The organism is Thalassococcus sp. (assembly GCF_982780845.1).
The window spans coordinates 201187-222312 of the sequence record NZ_CEYADA010000001.1 but is presented as its reverse complement, the minus strand read 5'-3'; the positions used below and the strand labels follow the sequence as shown (position 1 = coordinate 222312).

Genomic DNA, 21126 nt, shown 5'->3' with positions numbered 1-21126 from the left:
GCCATTAACGTGTGGTTGGCGCGCCGGTTCCGGCACGCCACGGGGCCTTAGCCCTTGTTGATCGCTTCCAGAACAGCTTCGCCCAGTGTTGCGGGGCTGTCTGCAACGACGATGCCAGCGGCTTTCATCGCTTCGATCTTGTCCTCGGCACCACCTTTGCCGCCTGCGACGATCGCACCGGCGTGGCCCATGCGACGGCCCGGAGGCGCTGTGCGGCCCGCGATGAAACCGGCTGTCGGCTTCCAACGGCCTTTTTTCTTTTCATCGGCCAGGAACTGAGCGGCTTCTTCTTCGGCGGAACCGCCGATTTCGCCGATCATGATGATCGATTGTGTTTCCGGATCGGCAAGGAACATTTCCAGCACGTCGATGTGCTCGGTGCCTTTGATCGGGTCGCCGCCGATACCAACAGCCGAGGACTGGCCCAGACCCAGATCCGAAGTCTGCTTGACCGCTTCGTATGTCAGGGTGCCCGAGCGGGAAACAACGCCGCATGTGCCGCGCTTGTGGATGTGACCCGGCATGATGCCGATTTTGCAGGCGTCAGGTGTGATGACACCGGGGCAGTTCGGGCCGATCAGGCGGCTTTTGCTGCCTTCCAGCGCGCGCTGTACCTTCATCATGTCCAGCACCGGAATGCCTTCTGTGATGCAGACGATCAGTTCCATTTCCGCGTCGATCGCTTCAAGGATCGAGTCAGCCGCGAAGGGCGGGGGAACGTAGATGACCGATGCGTTGGCTTCGGTGACGTGTTTGGCTTCGTGGACCGAGTTGAACACGGGCAGGCCCAGATGTTCCTGACCACCTTTGCCCGGTGTCACGCCGCCAACCATTTTGGTGCCATACGCGATGGCCTGTTCGGTGTGGAATGTGCCCTGCGAGCCGGTCAGGCCCTGACAGATCACTTTTGTATTTTCGTCTACGAGGACTGCCATGTCGGAGTCTCCTGGTTATGTTGTCTGTCTGGCCCGGACGACTGCCCGAGCCGTTAGAATTCATGGTGCTGGACGTAGAACGATGGTCACATCGCCGTCCGTATAAGCAGCAGGCTGGCCCGTGCGGTTCACTTGTTCCTGAAGCTCGGCGAATGTGTCGCTGCTCAGGGCGTTGCGATCGCCAACGGCCAGATTGGGGGTAGATGTATGCGAGCAGGACGTTTTTCCTGACGGTGTCTGAACCAAAACCGAACCCTGCGGGCAGGTTGTTTGGTATGTCACCGTCTGGTCCTGCCGAACGGCGGCACCGGCGTAGCGGTGTGCGTTCGCACCCGCGACAAGCACATCGTCATTCGACGACTGTTGGGGCGCAGAGCAAGCCGCGACCAACAAAAGTGCCATGCCAGAAACCGCCAGACGCATGATCAGCCCTTAACCGCTTTCACGATCTTCTGTGCGCCATCTTTCAGGTCGTCGGCGGCAATAACGTTCAGGCCAGAGGTGTTGATGATCTCTTTGCCTTTCTCAACGTTTGTACCTTCTAGACGAACCACCAGCGGCACTTCCAGACCTACTTCTTTAACCGCGGCAACGACGCCCTCGGCGATAACATCACAGCGCATGATGCCACCGAAGATGTTGACCAGGATGCCTTTGACGTTCGGGTCGGATGTGATGATCTTGAACGCTTCGGTCACTTTCTCTTTGGTGGCGCCGCCACCTACATCGAGGAAGTTTGCAGGTTCAGCACCGTACAGTTTGATGATGTCCATTGTGGCCATCGCCAGACCGGCACCGTTCACCATGCAGCCGATTTCACCGTCCAGAGCGATGTAGTTCAGGTCGTACTTGGAGGCCTGAAGCTCTTTCGGGTCTTCTTCTGTTTCGTCGCGCAGTTCGGCAACGTCCGGCTGGCGGTAGATCGCGTTGCCGTCAAAGCCCAGCTTGGCGTCCAGAACCTTCAGCTTGCCGTCGGTCATGACGATCAGCGGGTTGATTTCCAGCATCTCCATGTCCTTCTCGATGAAGGCTTTGTAGAGGATGCCCATCAGCTTGACGCACTCTTTGATCTGCGCGCCTTCCAGACCCAGCGCGAATGCAACGCGACGGCCGTGGAATGCCTGGTAACCTGTTGCGGGATCAACGCTGAACGACAGGATCTTTTCGGGGGTCGATGCGGCGACCTCTTCGATGTCCATGCCGCCTTCTGTCGAGCAGACGAAGGAAACGCGCGATGTGACGCGGTCAACCAGCAGGGCCAGATACAGTTCGCGTTCGATGTCGGAACCGTCTTCGATGTAGATGCGGTTCACTTGCTTGCCTGCCGGGCCGGTCTGGTGTGTGACCAGTGTCTTGCCCAGCATCTTTTTCGCTTCTTCGGCAGCCTCGGAAACCGACTTGGCCAGACGGACACCGCCCTTTTCGCCAGCTTCGGCTTCTTTGAATTTGCCTTTACCACGGCCACCGGCGTGGATTTGTGCCTTTACAACCCAGAGGGGGCCATCAAGCTCGCCTGCGGCGGTTTTGGCATCTTCTGCCTTCAGAACCACGCGGCCATCGGACACCGGCGCGCCATAGCTGCGAAGCAGGGCTTTCGCCTGATATTCGTGGATATTCATAAGTCTCCGTCCCGTTTTGCTGCGGTTGTTCCCCGCTATAACGGTCAGAGAATGCTTGATTGGAGTAAAAATATACTCGGATAGGTAAAAATGGATGCATTTAGCTATTTTGTGATCACAGGCATTTACTGTGTGATCACAAAATATGCGCAAGTGGTTTGCGATTCCTTTTTGGGGTGTTCTGAAACCTTAGCACAAAAAAAGGCGCGCAGTCTGCGCGCCTTTTAAAATTTGGTGTCAGCTGACGCTTATGCGAGGCTCGGGTCGATGCCTTTGCACGCTTCGACCAGGCCCTGAACGGCTTTGACCGATGTGTCGAACATTTCCTGCTCGGCTTTGTTCAGCGTGATGTTGACGATGCGCTCGATGCCGCCGGCACCGATCACTGTCGGAACACCAACGTACATGTCCTTCACGCCCAGATCGCCGTCGCAATATGCGGCGCAAGGCAGAACGCGCTTTTGGTCTTTCAGGTAGGCTTCGGCCATTTCGATCGCCGATGTCGCCGGAGCGTAGAACGCGGAACCTGTTTTCAGTAGGCCAACGATTTCGGCACCGCCGTCACGTGTACGCTGAACGATTGCGTCCATTTTCTCCTGAGTGGTCCAGCCCATCTCGATCAGGTCGGGCAGGGGGATACCTGCAACTGTCGAGTAACGTACGGACGGAACCATTGTGTCGCCGTGGCCGCCCAGAACGAAGGCTGTGACGTCTTTCATGGACACGTTGAATTCTTCGGCAAGGAAGTGACGGAAGCGCGCGCTGTCCAGAACACCGGCCATGCCGCAGACCTTGTTCGCGGGCAGACCCGAGAACTGCTGCAGAGCCCAAACCATCGCGTCCAGCGGGTTTGTGATACAGATAACGAAGGCGTTCGGCGCGTGGTCGCGGATGCCTTCGCCAACGGATTTCATAACCTTCAGGTTGATGCCCAGCAGGTCATCACGGCTCATGCCCGGCTTACGGGGAACACCGGCTGTTACGATGCAAACATCTGCGCCTGCGATGTCGGCGTAGTCCTGTGTGCCTTTCAGCGATGCGTCGAAACCTTCGGACGGGCCGGATTCAGCGATATCAAGCGCTTTACCTTCCGGAGTGCCCTCTGCGATGTCGAACAATACGACGTCGCCGAGTTCTTTCATTGCTGCAAGGTGTGCAAGTGTACCACCGATCTGTCCCGCACCAATAAGCGCGATCTTGGGTCTGGCCATGGAAATCTCTCCACTGGTTGAATTTCGCCGCATGGCTAAGGCTTTGATCCGTTTTGCGCAAGTGTGCTGCGGTGCGGCGGCGTGTTTTGATGCTTTACCAACTGGCAGATGTTAGCGATAAACCCATTGAAAAACCTTAATTTAAAGGAATCCCTTTTGGAAATTCTGACGTGGACTATTTTTGCCGTGGCGGCGCCTGCGGTGTTCTTTGCAGGCGTGTCTAAAGGTGGGTTTGGCTCGGGCGCGGCCTTTGCGAGTTCTTCGATTCTTGCAATTGCAATGGAACCAGGCGCGGCGCTGGGGATCATGTTGCCGTTGTTGATGTTGATCGACGTCGCAAGCCTTCCGGCGTACTGGAAGAAATGGTCTTGGCCCGAAGCTAAGGTGCTGATTTACGCAGGTATTCCGGGGGTTCTGGCTGGGGCGGCTTTCTACCAATATGCCGATGCGACCATGATCAGAATTATGATCGGTCTGGTCTGTCTGTTGTTCGTTGCGTGGCAATCTGCGTTGAAGTTCGGAGTGGTTTCGCTCGGGCATCGCAAGATGGGTATGAAGACCGGCGTCGTGTCGGGTGTTGTGCTGGGCTTCACCAGTTTCGTCAGCCATGCCGGTGGTCCGGTTGCGGCGGTTTACATGCTGGGCCGGGGTCTGGGTAAGCTTCAATATCAGGCGACCACCGTGCTTGTTTTTTGGGCGATCAACTTTTTCAAATCCGGTTTTTACGCCGCGATGGGAATCTTTACCAAAGAGACATTGTTGATGGCCGCGGCGCTGATCCCGTTCGCCATTGTAGGCACCTGGGTGGGCGTCAAAGCGCACAACATGGTGTCCGAGCGGTTCTTCTTTGGCCTGACTTACGTGCTTCTGACCGTCACGGGCACCAAGCTGATCTGGGATGCCCTGACCTAAGTTGAGGGATTGCCCATGAGTGCGGCAATCGACTCGGCCTCTAGTCCGCTGGCAATAAGGCAGGTCAGCCCGTTCGGCTGGGTTCTGAGAATTGTCCATGTCTGCGTCTGCGCGGACTGGAACACTTCGACCACCGAAAGATCATCGTGCCATTGAACGGCGACCTGCGTTTCGCCGAACCGTTGCTGAAGATGATCGATCACGCGGGCCCGATCCCCGCAGTTGGGTTGTGCGGCGGCTGAATGAGCAGAAATCGCCAAAGCAGCCGAAAGAATCACTCGGAATTTCATCTGTCAGATCCTCCCAAATCAGCCGGTCGGGAACATGACCGGCGAATGGTAGCGTCTGACAGAAAGTCCTGAGATTTAATTAACGCTGCGTTTAGTGGACTTTGGTATACCTTTTTGCTGCGTCGCGGCAAATTTCTCTTGAAGTTTTCTAAGAAAAATGAAGGTTGATACGCAACTTTGTTTCGTAAAGGAGACGCAGCCATGTCCTTGCCACGCCCCTTCCGGTCGGTTCTGTACATCCCCGGTTCCAAGGATCGCGCGATCAACAAAGCGCGCAGCCTGCCTGTAGATGCGATCATCTTTGACCTCGAAGATGCCGTTGCAATCGACGAAAAGGCCAATGCACGCGAAACGCTGACACGCGAACTGGCAGAAGGCGGGTTCGGTCATCGCTACCGCATCGTGCGCATCAACAGCCTTGATACCATCTGGGGTAAATCCGATGCAGAGGCTGTGGCGAAAATGGATTGTGATGCGGTTCTGTTGCCTAAGGTCGAAAGCGCCGCGCAACTGGATGCACTTGCAGCAATCACAGGCGATTTGCGCATCTGGGCGATGATGGAAACACCGATGGGCATGCTGAACGCCCGCGAAATTGCCGAACATCCGATGCTGGAAGGCATGGTTATGGGCACCAACGATCTGGTCAAGGATCTGGGTGCGCGCGCAACGCCGGACCGCGTTGCTGTTATGGCATCTCTGGGCCTGTGCGTTCTGGCCGCCAAGGCCTATGGCGTAACGGTCATCGACGGCGTTTATAATGCGTTCAAAGACGAAGAAGGTTTGCGAGCTGAATGTACGCAAGGCCGCGACATGGGCTTTGACGGCAAAACGCTTATCCATCCTGCGCAGATCGACACATCAAACGAAGTCTTCGGCCCGTCCGAGGAAGAAGTCGATCTTGCCCGCCGCCAGATCGCTGCTTTTGAAGCCGCGCAGCGCGAAGGACAGGGTGTTGCCGTTGTGGACGGCCGTATCGTTGAAAACCTGCACGTAGACACAGCACGCCGCGTTCTGGCACAAGCCGAAGCAATCAATCAGATTGCAGCGGAGTAAAACATGTCACTTTTAGTCATCGGCATAGCGCTTTGGGCGCTGGCCCATCTGTTCAAACGATTGGCCCCCGATGCCCGTGCCAAACTTGGCACCCCGGGCCGCGGCGTTGTCGCGGTTCTGATCCTTCTCGGAATTGCGTTCATTGTTCTGGGCTATCGCGCCGCGCCGTTTGTCACGGTTTGGACGCCACCCAGCTTTATGGTCCACATCAACAACCTGCTGATGCTGATCGCCGTCTTTGTCTACGGCATGAGCGCGACCACCGGCCGTTTGCGTGGCAAGATGCGTCATCCGCAACTGACAGCAGTGAAAATCTGGGCGGTTGCGCACCTTTTGGTGAATGGCGATCTCGCGTCGATCATCCTGTTCGGCAGCATGCTGGCTTGGGCCGTGGCCGAAGTCGTTATCATCAACAAGACCTCTGACTGGGATCGCCCCGAACCGGGGAACGCCAAGAAAGACGTTCTGCTGGTTGTTATCACATTGGTCATGTTCGCCGTGATCACAGGCATTCACGCATGGCTCGGCGTTTGGCCGTTCCCGGGGTAAGATTATGAAACTTTACAGATTTTTGTCCTCGGATGACACGTCCGAGTTCTGTCACAAGGTCACAGCGGCCCTGAATAAAGGCTGGGAGCTGCACGGCGATCCGACCTATGCGTTTGACGCTGCAAACGGTGTCATGCGCTGCGGACAGGCTGTGATCAAAGAGGTCGAGGGAAAGGAATACACCCCTGACCTGAAGCTTGGAGAGCAATAATGAAAGACGGGATCGAACGCATGACCAAGACCAATGCAGGGCGTTTTTTCGAGGACTACACAATCGGGCAGGTGATTGAACACGCCGTGCCGCGGACTGTGGGTCAGGGCGAACGCGCGCTGTATCATGCGCTCTATCCTGCGCGTCACGCGCTCTATTCGTCTGACGCCTTTGCGCAGTCCTGTGGTCTGGCGGCCAGCCCGCTGGATGATCTGGCCGCGTTCCACGTGGTGTTCGGCAAAACCGTGCCCGACGTATCGCTGAACGCCCGCGCGAACCTTGGCTATGCCGAAGGCCGTTGGCTTAAGCCGGTCTGGCCGGGCGATACATTGCGCTCGACATCGGAAGTGATCGGGCTCAAGCAGAATTCGAACGGTAAGACAGGCGTCGTTTGGGTGCGCACCCGTGGTTATAACCAGAAGGACGAATGCGTTCTGGATTATGTCCGTTGGGTCATGGTCAAGAAACGTGATCTGGAGGCGAAAGCGCCCGAAGCGGTTGTCCCTGACCTGAAATCCGCGCTGGACGTGTCCGATCTGGTCATCCCCGAAGGTTTGGATTTCACAAACTACGATTTCACATTGGCGGGCGAGCCGCACCGCTGGGGCGATTACGAAGTGGGCGAGGTCATCGACCACGTCGACGGCGTGACCGTTGAAGAAGCCGAACACATGATGGCGACGCGCCTGTGGCAGAACACGTCGAAGGTGCACTTCGACGGGACCCAACGCGAAGACGGTAAGCGCCTGATCTACGGTGGTCACGTCATTTCCATGGCGCGCACCCTGAGCTTTAACGGTTTGGCCAACGCGCAGATGATCGCGGGTCTGAACGCAGGCGCCCACGCGAACCCGTGCTTCTCGGGCGATACGATCCGCGCATGGACCGAAGTTCTGGACAAAGCCGAAACCGGCGCGCCGGGCGTTGGTGCCCTGCGTTTGCGTCTGGTGGCGACAAAGTCCGGCGAAGCGGGACAGTTGAAGGGCGACGACGGCAGATATCTGCCGGGCGTTCTTCTGGACTTGGACTACTGGGCACTGATTCCAGTATAAAAAAGTTCAAAGGCAGCAATCAGAAATTTACTGGTGCTGTCGTTAAGGTCTAGGACGATACCTAAAACGGATTTGTGATCACATTGCTTGGCGGTGTGATCACAAATGCTGCGTGCGCAGCAAAAATCCGCGACGAATGAGCGCTAACATGCGTTTCGGACTCGTGACTTTGGGTAAAAAACGACTAGAACGCTGGCAAGGAACCAAGAGGACACCGCCATGGCCGACGTGAACCGGGGCAACCGCCCGCTTTCACCGCACTTGCAAATTTATCGCCCACAGCTGACTTCGATCACCTCCATTTTCGTACGCATCACGGGCAACGCTTTGATCGTTGCCATGCTGATGATCGTCTGGTGGTTCTTGGCAGCGGCAACATCGCCGGAATATTTCGCCTACGCTGATGCATTCGTCACAAGCTGGTTCGGCGATCTGGTGCTGTTCCTGTCCACATGGGCGCTTTGGTATCACCTGCTGGGTGGCGTGCGTCACCTGATCTGGGACAACGCCGTCGGGCTTGATCTGGAAACAGCCTATACGCTGGGCTACGCGCTGATCATCGGCTCGGTTGTGCTGACGATCTTCACCGTGATCGTGGTGTAAGGAGACTGACATGGCTTATATGACCGACCGCAAACGCGCGAACCGTTGGGGCAGCGCCAAGTCCGGCACACATCACTTCTGGTCGATGAAAGTGTCGTCTGTTGGCCTTCTGATCCTGATCCCGCTGTTTGTCTTTACATTCGGCCCCGCGCTGGGTGGCACATATGAAGAAGTGACCGCTTACTTTGCGCGTCCCTTCCCCGCGATCATCGCCGCACTGACAATGATCGTCGCTTTCAAGCACTTCAACGATGGGTTCCAGGTTCTGGTCGAGGACTACGTCCACGGCATCTGGGAGAAAATCCTCATCCTCGGTATGACATGCCTCAGCTACGGCGCGGCGGCGGTTGGCGTATTTGCCATCGCACGTCTGGCGCTTTGAGCGATAGGAGCATCTGACTAATGGCTGCATATGAATATGAAACGCATGACTACGACGTTGTTGTGGTCGGTGCGGGTGGCGCAGGTCTGCGCGCAACTCTCGGTATGGCGGAACAGGGCCTTCGCACAGCCTGTGTGACCAAGGTTTTCCCGACCCGTTCGCACACAGTTGCGGCACAGGGTGGCATCGCCGCGTCGCTGTCCAACATGGGCCCCGACAACTGGCAGTGGCACATGTATGACACCGTCAAAGGCTCTGACTGGCTGGGTGACACGGACGCGATGGAATACCTTGCCCGTGAAGCGCCCAAGGCGGTATACGAGCTGGAACACTACGGTGTGCCTTTCTCGCGTACCGAAGAAGGCAAAATCTACCAGCGTCCGTTCGGTGGCCACACCACCGAATTCGGCGAAGGCCCCGCCGTTCAGCGGACATGTGCTGCGGCGGACCGGACCGGTCACGCGATCCTGCACACGCTCTATGGCCAGTCGCTGAAGAACAACGCCGAGTTCTACATCGAATACTTTGCCATCGACCTGCTGATGGACGACGACGGTGCCTGCACCGGTGTCGTCTGCTGGAAGCTGGACGACGGCACAATGCACGTCTTCAACGCGAAGATGGTCGTTCTGGCCACAGGCGGTTACGGTCGTGCGTATTTCAGCGCGACATCCGCACACACCTGCACCGGTGACGGTGGCGGTATGGTGGCTCGTGCCGGTCTGCCCCTGCAGGATATGGAATTCGTTCAGTTCCACCCGACAGGTATCTACGGCGCAGGCTGTCTGATCACCGAAGGTGCACGCGGCGAAGGTGGTTATCTGACCAACTCCGAAGGCGAGCGTTTCATGGAGCGTTATGCGCCCCAGTACAAAGACCTTGCCCCGCGTGACTACGTGTCCCGCTGTATGACAATGGAAATCCGCGAAGGTCGCGGCGTTGGCTCGGGCGGTGATCACATCCACCTGAACCTGTCGCACCTGCCGAAAGAGGCGCTGAATCTGCGTCTGCCGGGTATTTCCGAGTCCGCCCGCATCTTTGCCGGTGTTGATGTGACCAAGGAACCGATCCCGGTTATCCCGACGGTTCACTACAACATGGGCGGCATTCCGACGAACTACTGGGGCGAGGTTCTGAACCCGACCGCAGAAGATCCGAACGCTGTTGTTCCGGGCCTGATGGCCGTGGGCGAAGCGGGCTGTGCGTCTGTTCACGGTGCGAACCGTCTGGGTTCGAACTCGCTCATCGACCTCGTGGTCTTTGGCCGCGCCGCTGCAATCCGCGCCGGTAAGGTTGTTGACCGCGATGCCGCGACCCGCAAGGTTGATGCTGGCAAGGTCGACAAGGTGTTCGACCGCTTCGACGGCATCCGCAACGCAAACGGCACTGTACCGACCGCTGACCTGCGTCTGGAAATGCAGAAGACCATGCAGGCTGACGCCGCAGTCTTCCGTACAGCCAAGACAATGGCCGAAGGCGTTGAGAAGATGACAGCCATCGCGGGCAAAATGGATGACCTGAAGGTCACCGACCGTTCGCTGGTCTGGAACTCTGACCTGATGGAAACGCTGGAACTGACCAACCTGATGCCGAACGCGATGGCAACAATCGTTGGTGCGGAAGCACGTAAGGAAAGCCGTGGCGCCCACGCGCACGAAGATTTCCAGACACGTGACGACGAAAACTGGCGCGTCCACACAATCAGCCGCGTCGAAGGCGCAAAGGTTGATCTGTCGTATCGTCCGGTCGTTCTTGATCCGCTCACAGCCGAGGCCGATGGCGGCATCGAACTGAAGCGTATCGCACCCAAGGCACGGACATTCTAATGCGTTTGGCTGTCGTTCTTCTGGCGATCACGTCTTTGCTGGGCTGCACCACAGCCCAGAAGGACGAGTTTGCCCGGAACGCAGCCAAATCCGCCACGTCCAAGGTTCTGGTAGAGCGCTATCCCGGCCTTCCGCTGGAACCGGCCGTGAACTGCGTGATCGACAACGCCAACTCGACCCAAATTCTAGCGCTGGCAACCGACAGCGTAACAGGCCCCACGGAATCCACGGTGCAAATCGTGTCCGGAATTTTGCAGAAACCTGAAACGGTCCAATGCCTAGGCATTGCCGCAGGTCAGTTGCTGCTGAGTGGTGGTCTGTGATGCGGGCGCTTAAAAAAGAAACTACCCTGTGCGCGATGATAGATCTCGCGCGCAGTTCAAAAATGTCGGTCCTTGATTTGACCGACACGTTCACTCTTTCCGCGAAAGAACATCAGAGGTTCTGACATGGTTCAATTCACACTTCCCAAGAACTCCAAGATCCGCACCGGCAAAACGTGGCCCAAGCCCGAAGGTGCGACGAACCTGCGGAAATTCCAGATTTACCGCTGGACGCCAGATGACGGTGAAAACCCGCGTGTCGACACGTATTTCGTTGATCTCGACTCTTGCGGTCCGATGATTTTGGACGCGCTGATCAAGATCAAGAACGAGATCGACCCCACGCTGACCTTCCGCCGGTCCTGCCGCGAAGGTATCTGTGGTTCCTGCGCGATGAACATCGACGGCATCAACACGCTGGCCTGTATCTATGGCATCGACGAGGTGAAGGGTGACGTCAAAATCTACCCGCTTCCGCACATGCCGGTTGTCCGCGACCTGATCCCTGACCTGACGCATTTCTATGCGCAGCACGCGTCGATTATGCCGTGGCTGGAAACCAAAACTAACCGCCCCGCCAAAGAATGGCGCCAGTCGATCGAAGATCGTGAAAAGCTGGATGGTCTGTACGAATGCGTTATGTGCGCATCCTGTTCCACATCCTGCCCGTCCTACTGGTGGAACGGCGACCGTTACCTCGGGCCGGCAGCGCTGCTTCATGCGTATCGCTGGATCATCGACAGCCGTGATGAGGCGACAGGCGAACGTCTGGACGAACTGGAAGATCCGTTCAAACTGTACCGCTGCCACACCATCATGAACTGCGCCAAGACCTGCCCGAAGGGTCTGAACCCGGCCAAGGCGATCGCAGAGATCAAAAAACTTATGGTCGAGCGTCAGCTCTAATCTGATCCGCGATACTATACTGGACACCCCTGCAAGAAATTGCGGGGGTGTTTTGCTTTCTGGTGTCTGGACGGCGGAATACCCTGATTGCTTTCATTCCCGTTTTGCGTGCATGGTCGCTGCATTTGGAGGGGTATTTATGAAGCGCTCATTAGGTTTTCGGTTTTTGATGGTCAGCCTGCTGACCCTGTTGATGTTCATCCCGATGTTTTTTGTGTCGAGCGTCGTGCAGGACCGCAAAGCCTATTCGCGTCAGACCCTGACCAACGTCGGAAACGAATGGGGTGGGGAGCAGGTGATCTCGGGTCCCTATCTGTCTATCCCTGTTGAGGAAACGATCACAGAAATCAGCGCCGAGGCCGTGGTGGATGCCCCGACCGGCGTCGAGGTGATCGGGCCTGATGGCAAACCCCACGTACGTTCGGTGACACGCCAAAGCAGGGTTAACCGAGAGCCGATCATCGTTTACCCCGACACATTCAACCTGACATTCAAAAGCCAGACGCAAATCCGGTATCGCGGTATTTTCAAGGTTCCGGTGTATCAGGCAGATGTCGAGAGCGCCTTTAATTTCCCGAAGGACCGGATCACAGACGCGACCCGTGGCGATGAAGAAATCCAGTGGGACAAAACCGTCATGGTTCTGAACCTGTCCAACAACGCCGCGCTACGTGGCGATGCAGAGCTGTTGGTCGATGGTTCTGAGACCCGATTAGAGCCGATGGCCCAAACCGACCGATTTGCGGGCATTCTGGCCGAGGTTGGCGATCCGCGAACGCGTGGCGAATACGCGATGAAGATCGGCCTGAACGGGGCTCAGTCATTCAAGGTTGGCCCCGTCGGGCGGTCAACGACGGTGCGTATGACATCCGATTGGGCCGATCCGGCTTTTGTCGGTGGCTTCCTGCCGGACAGCTCTGAAATTACGGATCAAGGATTCACTGCGTCCTGGACCATCCCGCATCTGGCGCGCACCCTGCCGCAAATCACGCGCGAGGATTATTCCCACAACTTGCGCAACAGAATGAGCTTTGGCGTGCAGTTGATCGAGGTGAATGACTTCTACCAGAAATCCTATCGCGCGGCGAAATACGCCATTCTGTTTATCGCGCTGACCTTCTTGTCTGTTCTGCTGATCGAAAAGGGCACCGAGCGTCCTGCCCATCCGGTGCAGTATCTGCTGATTGGTCTGGCGCAATCTATCTTTGTGCTTTTGATGGTCGCCTATGCGGAGCAGATGGGCTTTACGCCTGCCTATATCCTTGCCTCGACCGCAACGATTGGCTTGCTGACGTTCTTTGGTTGGACGGGCCTAAGATTGGGAAGGCGTAGCTGGGTGCTGTTCGCGCTGCTGGTTGTGCTGTACGCGGTTCTTTACCTGATCCTGTGGTCGGCTGATTTCGCGCTGCTTGCTGGTGCCACTCTGGCCTTCGGGGCGCTGGCGGCGACCATGTACTTTACCCGTAACGAGGATTGGTACGGACCGGATCGTTCGGGCGGATTGTTCGCCAAGAAGCCCAAGGACAAGGAACCTGCCCCCACGGCAGACTAGACAGCCCCCCTTTTCCCCGCGCAGGCTGTGGCCATGCCAAGGGGAGAGGGCAGCATGGACGCGGATGTCATTGTCATCGGGGCCGGTCTGGCCGGTTTGGTCGCGGCGGACGAGGCCGCGAACCGCGGGCGCAAGGTTTTGTTTCTGGATCAGGAAGGGCCGCAGTCTTTGGGCGGGCAGGCGTTCTGGTCGCTTGGCGGGTTGTTCATGATCGACACGCCTGAACAGCGCCGTATGGGCATCCGTGACAGTCTGGACTTGGCGCGGAATGACTGGATGGGCAGCGCCCAGTTTGACCGACCCGAGGATGAAAACCCCCGGAAGGTGGCCGAGGCCTATCTGGAGTTCGCAGCAGGTGACATGCGCCCTTGGCTGCGCGAGCTGGGGATGCGTTGGTTCCCCGTGGTTGGTTGGGCAGAACGTGGCGGCGCGTTGGCGCACGGGCACGGCAATTCGGTGCCCCGGTTCCATATCACATGGGGCACAGGGCCGGGCGTCATCGCGCCGTTCGTCGCGCGTGTCCAAGAGCATGTGAAGGTTGGTCGGATCATTTTAAAGCATCGCCATCGCGTGACGGCTTTGGATGTGACCAACGGTGCGACCACGGGTGTATCAGGCGATGTGCTGGGCGATGACGACGCTGTGCGCGGCGCGTCGACCAACCGTGACATCATGGGTGGCTTTGCGCTTAAGGCGTCGTCGATCGTTGTCACGTCGGGCGGCATTGGCGGCAACCATGATCTGGTGCGCAAACGCTGGCCGACGGATCGGTTGGGCGCGCCGCCAGCCAAGATGGTGGCGGGCGTGCCGGACTATGTGGATGGCCAGATGACCGAGGTCGCCAAGGCCGCCGGGGCAGGGGCCATCAACGAAGACCGGATGTGGCATTACACCGAAGGCCTGCAAAATTGGGATCCGATCTGGCCCAATCACGGTATCCGTATTCTGCCTGGTCCGTCGTCGCTTTGGTTCGATGCTTTGGGCAATCGGATGGAGGCCCCGTTCATGCCCGGCTTTGATACCTTGGGCACGCTGAAACGCATCCTGCAAACGGGCCACGGGCATTCGTGGTTCCTCCTGACCCAGAGCATCATCAAAAAGGAATTCGCTTTGTCGGGGTCTGAGCGGAACCCGGATCTGACATCGGGAAAGTGGTTGGAGGTGATCAAGGCTCGGCTCGGTGCGAAAGGCGCGCCAGCACCGGTCGAGGCGTTCAAGGAACACGGCGCTGATTTCGTGGTGGCCGAAACGCTGGACCAACTGGTTGACGGCATGAACCGGATTACGCCTGACCAGCCGCTGGATGCCGCGCATATAAGTGGGCAGATTGAGGCGCGAGATGCGCAGATCGACAACCCGTTCGCTAAAGACGCGCAGATCACCGCCATCCGACAGGCGCGCGCCTATCGTGGCGATAAGCTGATCCGCACGGCCAAGCCGCACCGGATTCTGGACCCAAACCATGGCCCGCTGATTGCGGTGCGCCTGAACATTCTGACGCGCAAATCTTTGGGCGGGCTACACACCGATCTGAATGCTCAGGTCCTACGCGCCGACGGAACACCTTTCGACGGGCTTTTCGCGGCCGGAGAGGTGGCAGGTTTCGGCGGAGGCGGCTATCACGGCTACAACGCGCTAGAGGGCACGTTCCTTGGCGGCTGCCTGTTTTCGGGTCGCGCGGCGGGGCGGTCGGTCTAGCATTTGTGCAACACATTGCTGAGGTGCCATGCTGGTCGTTCTCGGGCTGATCATCGCCTTTGTCTTGATCGCGGTCTTTTCCAATCGGTCCACGCGGCAGTGCCGGTGGCGTGAATTTCGCCATGAAACCGGCAGCCGCTGGTCCTGTGTGCAATGCGGGGCGGTCATCGAAGGAAATCGCGGCGAAACCCCTGCGGAATGCCTTAAAAACAAGGGCCAATTTGATCAAAATAAAAATTCATCGTGATGCGAAAAACTTCTTGAAATGAATCAGCGAAGGACCGATATGGCGCATCAAGACGCCAACGCACGCGCCTCTGTCCCACTGGGCACGCCCACGGTTACGTAGCGACGGTAACGTCTCTGAAAGCACTGGTCGGCTGGAAAACCGGGTCTATTGGAGATGACCATGAACGCATACGTAGCCGATTTCTCGGCCCCTAAAGATATTTCCCGTTCCCGTGTCGAAGAGTACATCTTCGCGAACAGCTTTGACCGTCCAACACTGGTCATCGACACAGATCGTGTGGCCCGTCAGTTCCGCGCCCTGCGCGCAGGTCTGGGTCAGGCCGATATCCACTATGCGGTCAAAGCAAACCCCGCGCCGGAAATCCTGCACACGCTGGTTGGTCTTGGTTCGCACTTTGATGCTGCGTCCCGCGTGGAAATCGAAATGTGCTTGGCCCAAGGCGCACGCCCCGAGCAGGTTTCCTTTGGCAACACCATCAAGAAAGTATCCGACATCGCATGGGCGCATGAGGTTGGTATCAACCTGTTCGCGGCCGACGCGGAAGAAGAACTGGAAAAGCTGGCCGAGCACGCGCCCGGCGCACAGGTTTACATCCGTCTGATCGTTGAAAACTGTCAGGCAGACTGGCCGCTGACACGCAAATTCGGCTGCGCCGGTGACAAAGCGCCTGCGCTGTTCGCCTACGCCAAAGAACTGGGCCTGAAGCCTGTTGGGCTGTCCTTCCACGTCGGTTCGCAAACACGCCGCGCCGAAATGTGGGGTGACGTGCTGGATCAGGTTGCCGCTGTCTGGGCGAACCTGAAATCCGAAGGTCACGCGCTGGACCTGCTGAACATCGGCGGTGGGTTCCCTGCCTTCTACGGCCAAGCCATCGACGCACCCGAGGCATATGCCCGTCAGGTCATGGAGATGGTTCAAGCACGCTTTGGCGACGTTGCACGCGTCATGGCAGAGCCGGGCCGCGGTCTGGTTGCAGAAGCAGGTGCCATCGCAGCCGAGGTTGTTCTGGTGTCCAAGAAATCCGAAAACGACCTGCACCGTTGGGTCTATCTGGATATTGGCCGCTTCTCGGGTCTGGCGGAAACAGAAGGCGAAGCCATTCGCTATCAGTTCGCGACCGCACGCGACCACGAAGCCTTTGCGCCTTGTGTTCTGGCTGGCCCGTCCTGCGACTCGGCTGACGTTTTGTACGAACGTCGTCCGGTGGAACTGCCTGTTGGCTTGAAATCCGGCGACAAGGTCGTGATCCGCAACTGCGGTGCCTACACATCGACCTATGCATCGGTTGGCTTCAACGGCTTCCCGCCGCTGGATGTGGTCGTTATCTGACCTTCTGATCCGGTCTTGAAATTTCGGTGGGATGGTTGTCCTGTGGTGGCTCTGACAGGAGCCACCAGTGACCACCCCACCCGAAGACGCCAACGTCCGCCGCGCGATTAAGCCGGTCATCTGTTACCCCGACACGACCTTGCCCGAAGTGCCCATCGACGAATGGGTTCAGGCGCTTGGTGGTGCAGAGGTGATTGAGACCGTGATTGCCGCGCCGCGCGAAGCGGCGTCATTCACGGTTAAGGCAGGGCAGTTTTTCCGTATCAGATCGGTCGATGGCCCGCAGGTCGGTGATTTGAACCTGTGGAACCTGCATGATCTGACCGAAAGGTTCTATTCGGGCAAAACCCGCGCGCTGCACGGCACGCATGTCACCACAGGCGACCGGTTGTGGTCGTCCTTTCCTGCTCTGCGCCCTATGGCGACGGTCGTGCAGGATTCGTTGGATTGGTACGGGATTGATGACTTCGGCGGATCGGTTCACGACGTCATCGGTACGCGGTGCGATCCCTACACGGCCAATCTTTTGTCCGGCGATCAGTATCACCATTGCTGCCATTCGAACCTGACACGCGCGTTGGCAGATCACACGGGCCTATCCCTGAAAGACGCCGAACCTTTGGTGCATGACGTGTTGAACGTCTTTATGTGCACCGGGTTTACGCGGGACACCGGGCAATACTTTATGAAGGCAAGCCCTGTACGGCCGGGCGATACATTGACCTTCCTGGCCGAGATTGACCTGTTAGGCGCGATTAGCGCCTGCCCCGGTGGGGATTGTTCGTCCGAGCATAGTTCAGACGCGGCGGTCTGCTATCCGTTGGCGATTGATATACTCAGTGGGACTATCGAAAATTGGAAAGAACCGCCCGCGAACTCGTATGATCGAAGCCACGGGCGATAAAATCAGCGTTTTCCGGATGGTTTAGGTGAAAGCCGCCTCAAGCGCGATTTCCACCATGTCGCCAAAGCTTTTTTCGCGGTCCTCTGAGGGAAGCGCTTCGCCGGTTAATAGGTGGTCAGACACGGTCAAAACAGCAAGAGCACGAACACCATAGCGAGCGGCAAGGTTATAGAGCTCGGCTGCTTCCATTTCGACGCCCAGAATTCCGTGGCGGGTCATTTCTTTATTCAGATCGGGGCGTTCATCGTAAAAAACGTCCGAGGAATAAATACTGCCGACATGGTAGTTCGATTTACGTGTTTCTGCGGCGGCCACAGCATTCTTCAACAAAGTCCAATCTGCAGGCGGTGCGAAATTGAATTCTTTGAAAATGCCCGAAGACGGTGTCGAAATAGAGGAGGCTGTCATTGCCAGAATGACATCGCGGATTTTCACCTTGTCCTGCATTCCGCCGCAAGACCCGATCCGGATCAACGTCTTTGCGTTGTAGTCGCGGATCAGTTCATTCGCATAAATCGACAGCGAGGGCATACCCATGCCCGACCCGTGGATCGTAACACGATTGCCCTTCCATTCGCCCGTATAGGCAAGCATTCCGCGCACTTGGTTCACAAGTTGCGGATTTTCCAAGAAAGTCTCGGCTGCCCATTTTGCGCGATAGGGATCTCCGGGCAACAGAACGGTTTCTGCTATGTCGCCCGGCGCAGCGCCGATGTGCACAGTCATGTTACAGAGCGAGATCGTCGAGCGATTTGCCCGCTTCCAACGCTTCGATCACCCAGTTGGGTTTGCGACCGCGTCCTGTCCAGGTCTGGCTTGCGTCAGCAGGGTTTGCGTATTTCGCAACACCTTTTACAGACTTGCCGTCTGCGCCAACCAAATCATCCAATGAGAAACCGTATTCTTTCGCTGCAGTTTCTGCAGCACGTTTCGCTTCGGCTTTACGACGTTTATCGATCGTTTTTAACGCGCGTTCGACATCGGTTTTAAGCTTTTGCAATTCCTGTTTGGACAGGGATTCCAAGTCAATATCCATAAATGCCTCCATTTCCCCCGCCAAAATTCGGAAAGATTGGGTGAAATGCAAGGTCAAATACAAACTGATTTCGTGTCAAATGCAAAAAATATGTGTCACCCCCGCACCTTTAAGTTGCAGGGGTGAATTATACGGACCGTAAAGGTGATTATTCTGCTGCGATAGACTTCGGATCAACCAGCGTGACGATATCCATCATGATAGTGTTCAATTCGAAATCTTTGGGCGTGTAGACCTTCGCGACACCCATTTCGAGAAGACGTTTTGCATCGTCATCCGGAATAATGCCGCCGACAATTACCGGAATGTGGCCAAGACCCGCATCGCGCATTTGCGCCATCATATCTTCGACCAGCGGAATGTGGCTGCCGGACAGAATGGACAGGCCAACGACATGCACTTCGTTTTCCTGCGCCGCGCGGACCAATTCGGTCGGTGTCAGACGAATGCCTTCGTAATCGATTTCCATTCCGCAATCGCGGGCACGGAAGGCGATTTGTTCAGCGCCGTTTGAATGACCATCCAAACCAGGCTTGCCGACAAGAAAACGCATGCGGCGGCCAAGTTTGTCCGAGACTGCGTTTACCGCATCACGGATATCGTCCAGACCTTCGGTTTTGTTGGAAACGGATTTCGAAACGCCGGTCGGGCCACGGTATTCGCCGTAAATCTTGCGCATCTCGCCTGCCCATTCACCGGTGGTGACACCGGCTTTGGCTGCAGCGATAGACGCCTCCATTACGTTCTGGCCGTTGGACGCCGCTTCGCGGAGGCCGGCCAGTGCCGCTTCGACAGCCGCGCTGTCGCGTTCGTCGCGCCATTCGTTCAGGCGTGCGATCTGTTCCTGCTCGACAGCCGGGTCAACCACCATGATACCGCCGTCTTCGCCAACCAGCGGCGACGGTTCGCCTTCGGTCCAGCGGTTTACGCCCACAACGACAGTTTCCTGCTTTTCGATGCGGTTCAGGCGATCTGCGTTGGAATCAACCAGACGGGATTTCATGTATTCGATCGACTCGATCGCGCCGCCCATGGAGCCAAGGTTGGCCAGCTCGGCGCGCGCGCCTTCTTTCAGTTCGGCCACTTTACGGTCAACGGCGGGGTTGTTGTCGAACAGATCGTCGTATTCCAGCAGGTCGGTTTCATACGCCATGATTTGCTGCATGCGCATAGACCACTGCTGGTCCCACGGGCGCGGCAGACCCAGCGCTTCGTTCCACGCCGGAAGCTGGACAGCGCGGGCGCGGGCCTTTTTCGACAGGGTCACGGCCAACATTTCGATCAGGATACGGTAGACGTTGTTTTCAGGCTGCTGTTCGGTCAGGCCGAGCGAGTTCACCTGAACGCCATAGCGGAAACGGCGGAATTTCGGGTCTTCGACGCCATAGCGTTCCTGCAGGATTTCATCCCACAGATCGACGAACGCGCGCATTTTGCACATCTCGGTGACAAAGCGGATGCCCGCGTTCACAAAGAACGAAATCCGGCCTGCCAGGCGCGGGAAATCTTCTGCGGGTACGCGCGGTTTCAATTCGTCCAGAACGGCAATCGCGGTGGCCAAGGCAAAGGCCAATTCCTGTTCCGGTGTCGCGCCAGCCTCTTGCAGGTGGTACGAGCAGACGTTCATCGGGTTCCACTTGGGAACGTTTTTATAGCAGTACTCTGCCACGTCGCCGATCATCTTAAGTGACGGTTTCGGCGGGCAAATATAGGTGCCGCGCGACAGATACTCCTTGATCAGGTCGTTCTGAACCGTGCCTTGCAGCTTGGACACGTCCGCGCCCTGTTCTTCGGCAACAGCGATATAGAGCGCGAGCAACCAAGGGGCTGTCGCGTTGATCGTCATCGAGGTGTTCATCTGTTCCAGCGGGATCTGGTCGAACAGGGTGCGCATGTCGCCCAGATGGCAGACAGGCACGCCTACTTTACCGACTTCGCCACGCGCCAGAATGTGGTCGCTGTCATAGCCTGTCTGCGTCGGCAGATCGAAGGCCACCGAAAGGCCGGTCTGACCCTTGGCAAGGTTGCCGCGATACAGCGCGTTGGATGCCTTTGCAGTCGAATGACCAGCATAGGTACGGATCAGCCAAGGTTTGTCTTTGGTCTGAGCGGCGGGCGTGTCAGTCATAGGGCACCTTTAGGACGTGAATCGGGTCAGCAACAAAATTGCGCACAATCGTGGATATTCGAAAGAATGTGGCGGTGTCAATTCGCTGCATCGCGGCAAGTTGGGGTTTTTTGCCGCAGAGCAGCGCCAACAAGAATAGTTTCCGGTGTAATGACACTAAAGGCAATTCGCCTTTCGGCGGTATTTTCGGAAATGCCGTGCCGTCTTTATAGGTCTTGTCCGGTATTTCGGGCGCTGCCAAGGTTCCGGCATGACAGATCCTGTTACAATTCCTTTTTGGCTCTTTTTTCTGATCGTTGTTTTTGCCGGGGTGACGTTTGCCTTTCATTTTCTGTTCCCATCGGTGCGCTGGTT

General features: G+C 57.2%; 24 protein-coding genes. 15 read left to right on the top strand and 9 right to left on the bottom strand.

Annotation, left to right across the window (positions count from 1 at the left end; all coding sequences use genetic code 11):
* Positions 1-47: 47 nt before the first annotated feature.
* From sucD to mdh, 4 genes are all read right to left on the bottom strand, one after another.
* Complete coding sequence (gene sucD, locus AC4FIA_RS01105; protein ID WP_103909223.1) at positions 48-935, bottom strand: succinate--CoA ligase subunit alpha; 888 nt, start codon at positions 933-935, stop codon at positions 48-50.
* 60 nt (positions 936-995) lie between these two features.
* Positions 996-1358: a hypothetical protein gene (locus AC4FIA_RS01100; protein ID WP_490364374.1), complete on the bottom strand. Its 363-nt coding sequence runs from the start codon at positions 1356-1358 to the stop codon at positions 996-998.
* Positions 1359-1360: 2 nt separating this feature from the next.
* A complete protein-coding gene (gene sucC / locus AC4FIA_RS01095) occupies positions 1361-2554 on the bottom strand; it encodes an ADP-forming succinate--CoA ligase subunit beta (protein WP_103909222.1) in 1194 nt (397 codons plus the stop codon).
* Between the two features lie 248 nt (positions 2555-2802).
* A complete protein-coding gene (gene mdh / locus AC4FIA_RS01090; RefSeq protein WP_103909221.1) occupies positions 2803-3765 on the bottom strand; it encodes a malate dehydrogenase in 963 nt (320 codons plus the stop codon).
* Positions 3766-3921: 156 nt separating this feature from the next.
* Here mdh and AC4FIA_RS01085 point away from each other — a divergent pair, with 156 nt between their 5' ends.
* Positions 3922-4677 carry a sulfite exporter TauE/SafE family protein gene (locus tag AC4FIA_RS01085; RefSeq protein WP_490364373.1) on the top strand — a complete coding sequence of 252 codons (756 nt, stop codon included), beginning with the start codon at positions 3922-3924 and terminating at the stop codon, positions 4675-4677.
* On the opposite strand, the gene AC4FIA_RS01080 is transcribed toward AC4FIA_RS01085, so the two are convergent.
* Positions 4674-4967, bottom strand: coding sequence for a hypothetical protein (locus AC4FIA_RS01080; protein WP_490364372.1), 294 nt, complete (start codon positions 4965-4967; stop codon positions 4674-4676). The genes AC4FIA_RS01085 and AC4FIA_RS01080 overlap by 4 nt on opposite strands.
* A 201-nt stretch (positions 4968-5168) precedes the next feature.
* Here AC4FIA_RS01080 and AC4FIA_RS01075 point away from each other — a divergent pair, with 201 nt between their 5' ends.
* The 14 genes from AC4FIA_RS01075 to AC4FIA_RS01010 all read left to right on the top strand — a co-directional run bounded on the left by AC4FIA_RS01075 (position 5169) and on the right by AC4FIA_RS01010 (position 17608).
* Positions 5169-6023 (top strand): HpcH/HpaI aldolase/citrate lyase family protein, encoded by an 855-nt coding sequence (locus AC4FIA_RS01075; protein ID WP_103909218.1) that lies wholly within the window; start codon positions 5169-5171, stop codon positions 6021-6023.
* Positions 6024-6026: 3 nt separating this feature from the next.
* Positions 6027-6572, top strand: coding sequence for an NnrU family protein (locus tag AC4FIA_RS01070; RefSeq protein ID WP_490364371.1), 546 nt, complete (start codon positions 6027-6029; stop codon positions 6570-6572).
* Positions 6573-6576: 4 nt separating this feature from the next.
* The gene (locus AC4FIA_RS01065) at positions 6577-6783 is read left to right on the top strand and encodes a DUF1737 domain-containing protein (protein ID WP_103909216.1); all 207 of its coding nucleotides are present in this window, start codon (positions 6577-6579) and stop codon (positions 6781-6783) included.
* Between the two features lie 20 nt (positions 6784-6803).
* The gene (locus AC4FIA_RS01060; protein ID WP_490364540.1) at positions 6804-7835 is read left to right on the top strand and encodes a MaoC family dehydratase; all 1032 of its coding nucleotides are present in this window, start codon (positions 6804-6806) and stop codon (positions 7833-7835) included.
* 219 nt (positions 7836-8054) lie between these two features.
* On the top strand, positions 8055-8438 hold the full coding sequence (gene sdhC, locus AC4FIA_RS01055) for a succinate dehydrogenase, cytochrome b556 subunit (protein WP_103909215.1): 384 nt from the start codon (positions 8055-8057) through the stop codon (positions 8436-8438).
* Positions 8439-8448: 10 nt separating this feature from the next.
* Positions 8449-8820, top strand: a complete 372-nt coding sequence (sdhD, locus tag AC4FIA_RS01050; protein ID WP_103909214.1) for a succinate dehydrogenase, hydrophobic membrane anchor protein — start codon at positions 8449-8451, stop codon at positions 8818-8820.
* A gap of 20 nt (positions 8821-8840) precedes the next feature.
* Positions 8841-10646: a succinate dehydrogenase flavoprotein subunit gene (gene sdhA, locus AC4FIA_RS01045; RefSeq protein ID WP_488049485.1), complete on the top strand. Its 1806-nt coding sequence runs from the start codon at positions 8841-8843 to the stop codon at positions 10644-10646.
* Entirely contained in the window at positions 10646-10969 is a 324-nt protein-coding gene (locus AC4FIA_RS01040; RefSeq protein ID WP_490364370.1) for a hypothetical protein, read from the top strand. Before sdhA ends, AC4FIA_RS01040 begins: the two co-directional genes overlap by 1 nt.
* A gap of 126 nt (positions 10970-11095) precedes the next feature.
* Positions 11096-11875 (top strand): succinate dehydrogenase iron-sulfur subunit, encoded by a 780-nt coding sequence (locus tag AC4FIA_RS01035; RefSeq protein WP_490364369.1) that lies wholly within the window; start codon positions 11096-11098, stop codon positions 11873-11875.
* A 139-nt stretch (positions 11876-12014) separates the two neighbouring features.
* A complete protein-coding gene (gene creD, locus AC4FIA_RS01030; protein ID WP_490364368.1) occupies positions 12015-13427 on the top strand; it encodes a cell envelope integrity protein CreD in 1413 nt (470 codons plus the stop codon).
* Positions 13428-13481: 54 nt separating this feature from the next.
* Positions 13482-15125 (top strand): FAD-binding dehydrogenase, encoded by a 1644-nt coding sequence (locus AC4FIA_RS01025; protein ID WP_490364367.1) that lies wholly within the window; start codon positions 13482-13484, stop codon positions 15123-15125.
* Positions 15126-15153: 28 nt separating this feature from the next.
* On the top strand, positions 15154-15372 hold the full coding sequence (locus tag AC4FIA_RS01020) for a hypothetical protein (protein ID WP_490364366.1): 219 nt from the start codon (positions 15154-15156) through the stop codon (positions 15370-15372).
* Positions 15373-15534: 162 nt separating this feature from the next.
* Positions 15535-16704: a type III PLP-dependent enzyme gene (locus AC4FIA_RS01015; protein ID WP_490364365.1), complete on the top strand. Its 1170-nt coding sequence runs from the start codon at positions 15535-15537 to the stop codon at positions 16702-16704.
* A gap of 67 nt (positions 16705-16771) precedes the next feature.
* Positions 16772-17608: an urea carboxylase-associated family protein gene (locus AC4FIA_RS01010; RefSeq protein ID WP_490364364.1), complete on the top strand. Its 837-nt coding sequence runs from the start codon at positions 16772-16774 to the stop codon at positions 17606-17608.
* A gap of 21 nt (positions 17609-17629) precedes the next feature.
* Here AC4FIA_RS01010 and deoD read toward each other — a convergent pair whose 3' ends face one another.
* The 4 genes from deoD to AC4FIA_RS00990 form a co-directional block, all read right to left on the bottom strand.
* Entirely contained in the window at positions 17630-18334 is a 705-nt protein-coding gene (deoD, locus tag AC4FIA_RS01005; RefSeq protein WP_490364363.1) for a purine-nucleoside phosphorylase, read from the bottom strand.
* Position 18335: 1 nt separating this feature from the next.
* Positions 18336-18701, bottom strand: coding sequence for an H-NS histone family protein (locus AC4FIA_RS01000; RefSeq protein ID WP_490364362.1), 366 nt, complete (start codon positions 18699-18701; stop codon positions 18336-18338).
* Between the two features lie 91 nt (positions 18702-18792).
* Positions 18793-20772 (bottom strand): methylmalonyl-CoA mutase family protein, encoded by a 1980-nt coding sequence (locus AC4FIA_RS00995; protein WP_490364361.1) that lies wholly within the window; start codon positions 20770-20772, stop codon positions 18793-18795.
* Positions 20765-21100 carry a hypothetical protein gene (locus AC4FIA_RS00990; RefSeq protein WP_490364360.1) on the bottom strand — a complete coding sequence of 112 codons (336 nt, stop codon included), beginning with the start codon at positions 21098-21100 and terminating at the stop codon, positions 20765-20767. Before AC4FIA_RS00990 ends, AC4FIA_RS00995 begins: the two co-directional genes overlap by 8 nt.
* Positions 21101-21126 lie beyond the last annotated feature (26 nt).

Coding starts and splice junctions, on each gene's coding strand:
- AC4FIA_RS01035 (WP_490364369.1), top strand. CDS start 11,096: ATGGTTCAATTCACACTTCCCAAGAACTCCAAGATCCGCACCGGCAAA.
- AC4FIA_RS01070 (WP_490364371.1), top strand. CDS start 6,027: ATGTCACTTTTAGTCATCGGCATAGCGCTTTGGGCGCTGGCCCATCTG.
- AC4FIA_RS01040 (WP_490364370.1), top strand. CDS start 10,646: ATGCGTTTGGCTGTCGTTCTTCTGGCGATCACGTCTTTGCTGGGCTGC.
- sdhC (WP_103909215.1), top strand. CDS start 8,055: ATGGCCGACGTGAACCGGGGCAACCGCCCGCTTTCACCGCACTTGCAA.
- sdhA (WP_488049485.1), top strand. CDS start 8,841: ATGGCTGCATATGAATATGAAACGCATGACTACGACGTTGTTGTGGTC.
- mdh (WP_103909221.1), bottom strand. CDS start 3,765: ATGGCCAGACCCAAGATCGCGCTTATTGGTGCGGGACAGATCGGTGGT.
- AC4FIA_RS01075 (WP_103909218.1), top strand. CDS start 5,169: ATGTCCTTGCCACGCCCCTTCCGGTCGGTTCTGTACATCCCCGGTTCC.
- AC4FIA_RS01060 (WP_490364540.1), top strand. CDS start 6,804: ATGACCAAGACCAATGCAGGGCGTTTTTTCGAGGACTACACAATCGGG.
- AC4FIA_RS00990 (WP_490364360.1), bottom strand. CDS start 21,100: ATGAAAGGCAAACGTCACCCCGGCAAAAACAACGATCAGAAAAAAGAG.
- AC4FIA_RS01020 (WP_490364366.1), top strand. CDS start 15,154: ATGCTGGTCGTTCTCGGGCTGATCATCGCCTTTGTCTTGATCGCGGTC.
- deoD (WP_490364363.1), bottom strand. CDS start 18,334: ATGACTGTGCACATCGGCGCTGCGCCGGGCGACATAGCAGAAACCGTT.
- AC4FIA_RS01065 (WP_103909216.1), top strand. CDS start 6,577: ATGAAACTTTACAGATTTTTGTCCTCGGATGACACGTCCGAGTTCTGT.
- creD (WP_490364368.1), top strand. CDS start 12,015: ATGAAGCGCTCATTAGGTTTTCGGTTTTTGATGGTCAGCCTGCTGACC.
- AC4FIA_RS00995 (WP_490364361.1), bottom strand. CDS start 20,772: ATGACTGACACGCCCGCCGCTCAGACCAAAGACAAACCTTGGCTGATC.
- AC4FIA_RS01100 (WP_490364374.1), bottom strand. CDS start 1,358: ATGCGTCTGGCGGTTTCTGGCATGGCACTTTTGTTGGTCGCGGCTTGC.
- sdhD (WP_103909214.1), top strand. CDS start 8,449: ATGGCTTATATGACCGACCGCAAACGCGCGAACCGTTGGGGCAGCGCC.
- sucD (WP_103909223.1), bottom strand. CDS start 935: ATGGCAGTCCTCGTAGACGAAAATACAAAAGTGATCTGTCAGGGCCTG.
- AC4FIA_RS01025 (WP_490364367.1), top strand. CDS start 13,482: ATGGACGCGGATGTCATTGTCATCGGGGCCGGTCTGGCCGGTTTGGTC.
- AC4FIA_RS01015 (WP_490364365.1), top strand. CDS start 15,535: ATGAACGCATACGTAGCCGATTTCTCGGCCCCTAAAGATATTTCCCGT.
- AC4FIA_RS01080 (WP_490364372.1), bottom strand. CDS start 4,967: ATGAAATTCCGAGTGATTCTTTCGGCTGCTTTGGCGATTTCTGCTCAT.
- sucC (WP_103909222.1), bottom strand. CDS start 2,554: ATGAATATCCACGAATATCAGGCGAAAGCCCTGCTTCGCAGCTATGGC.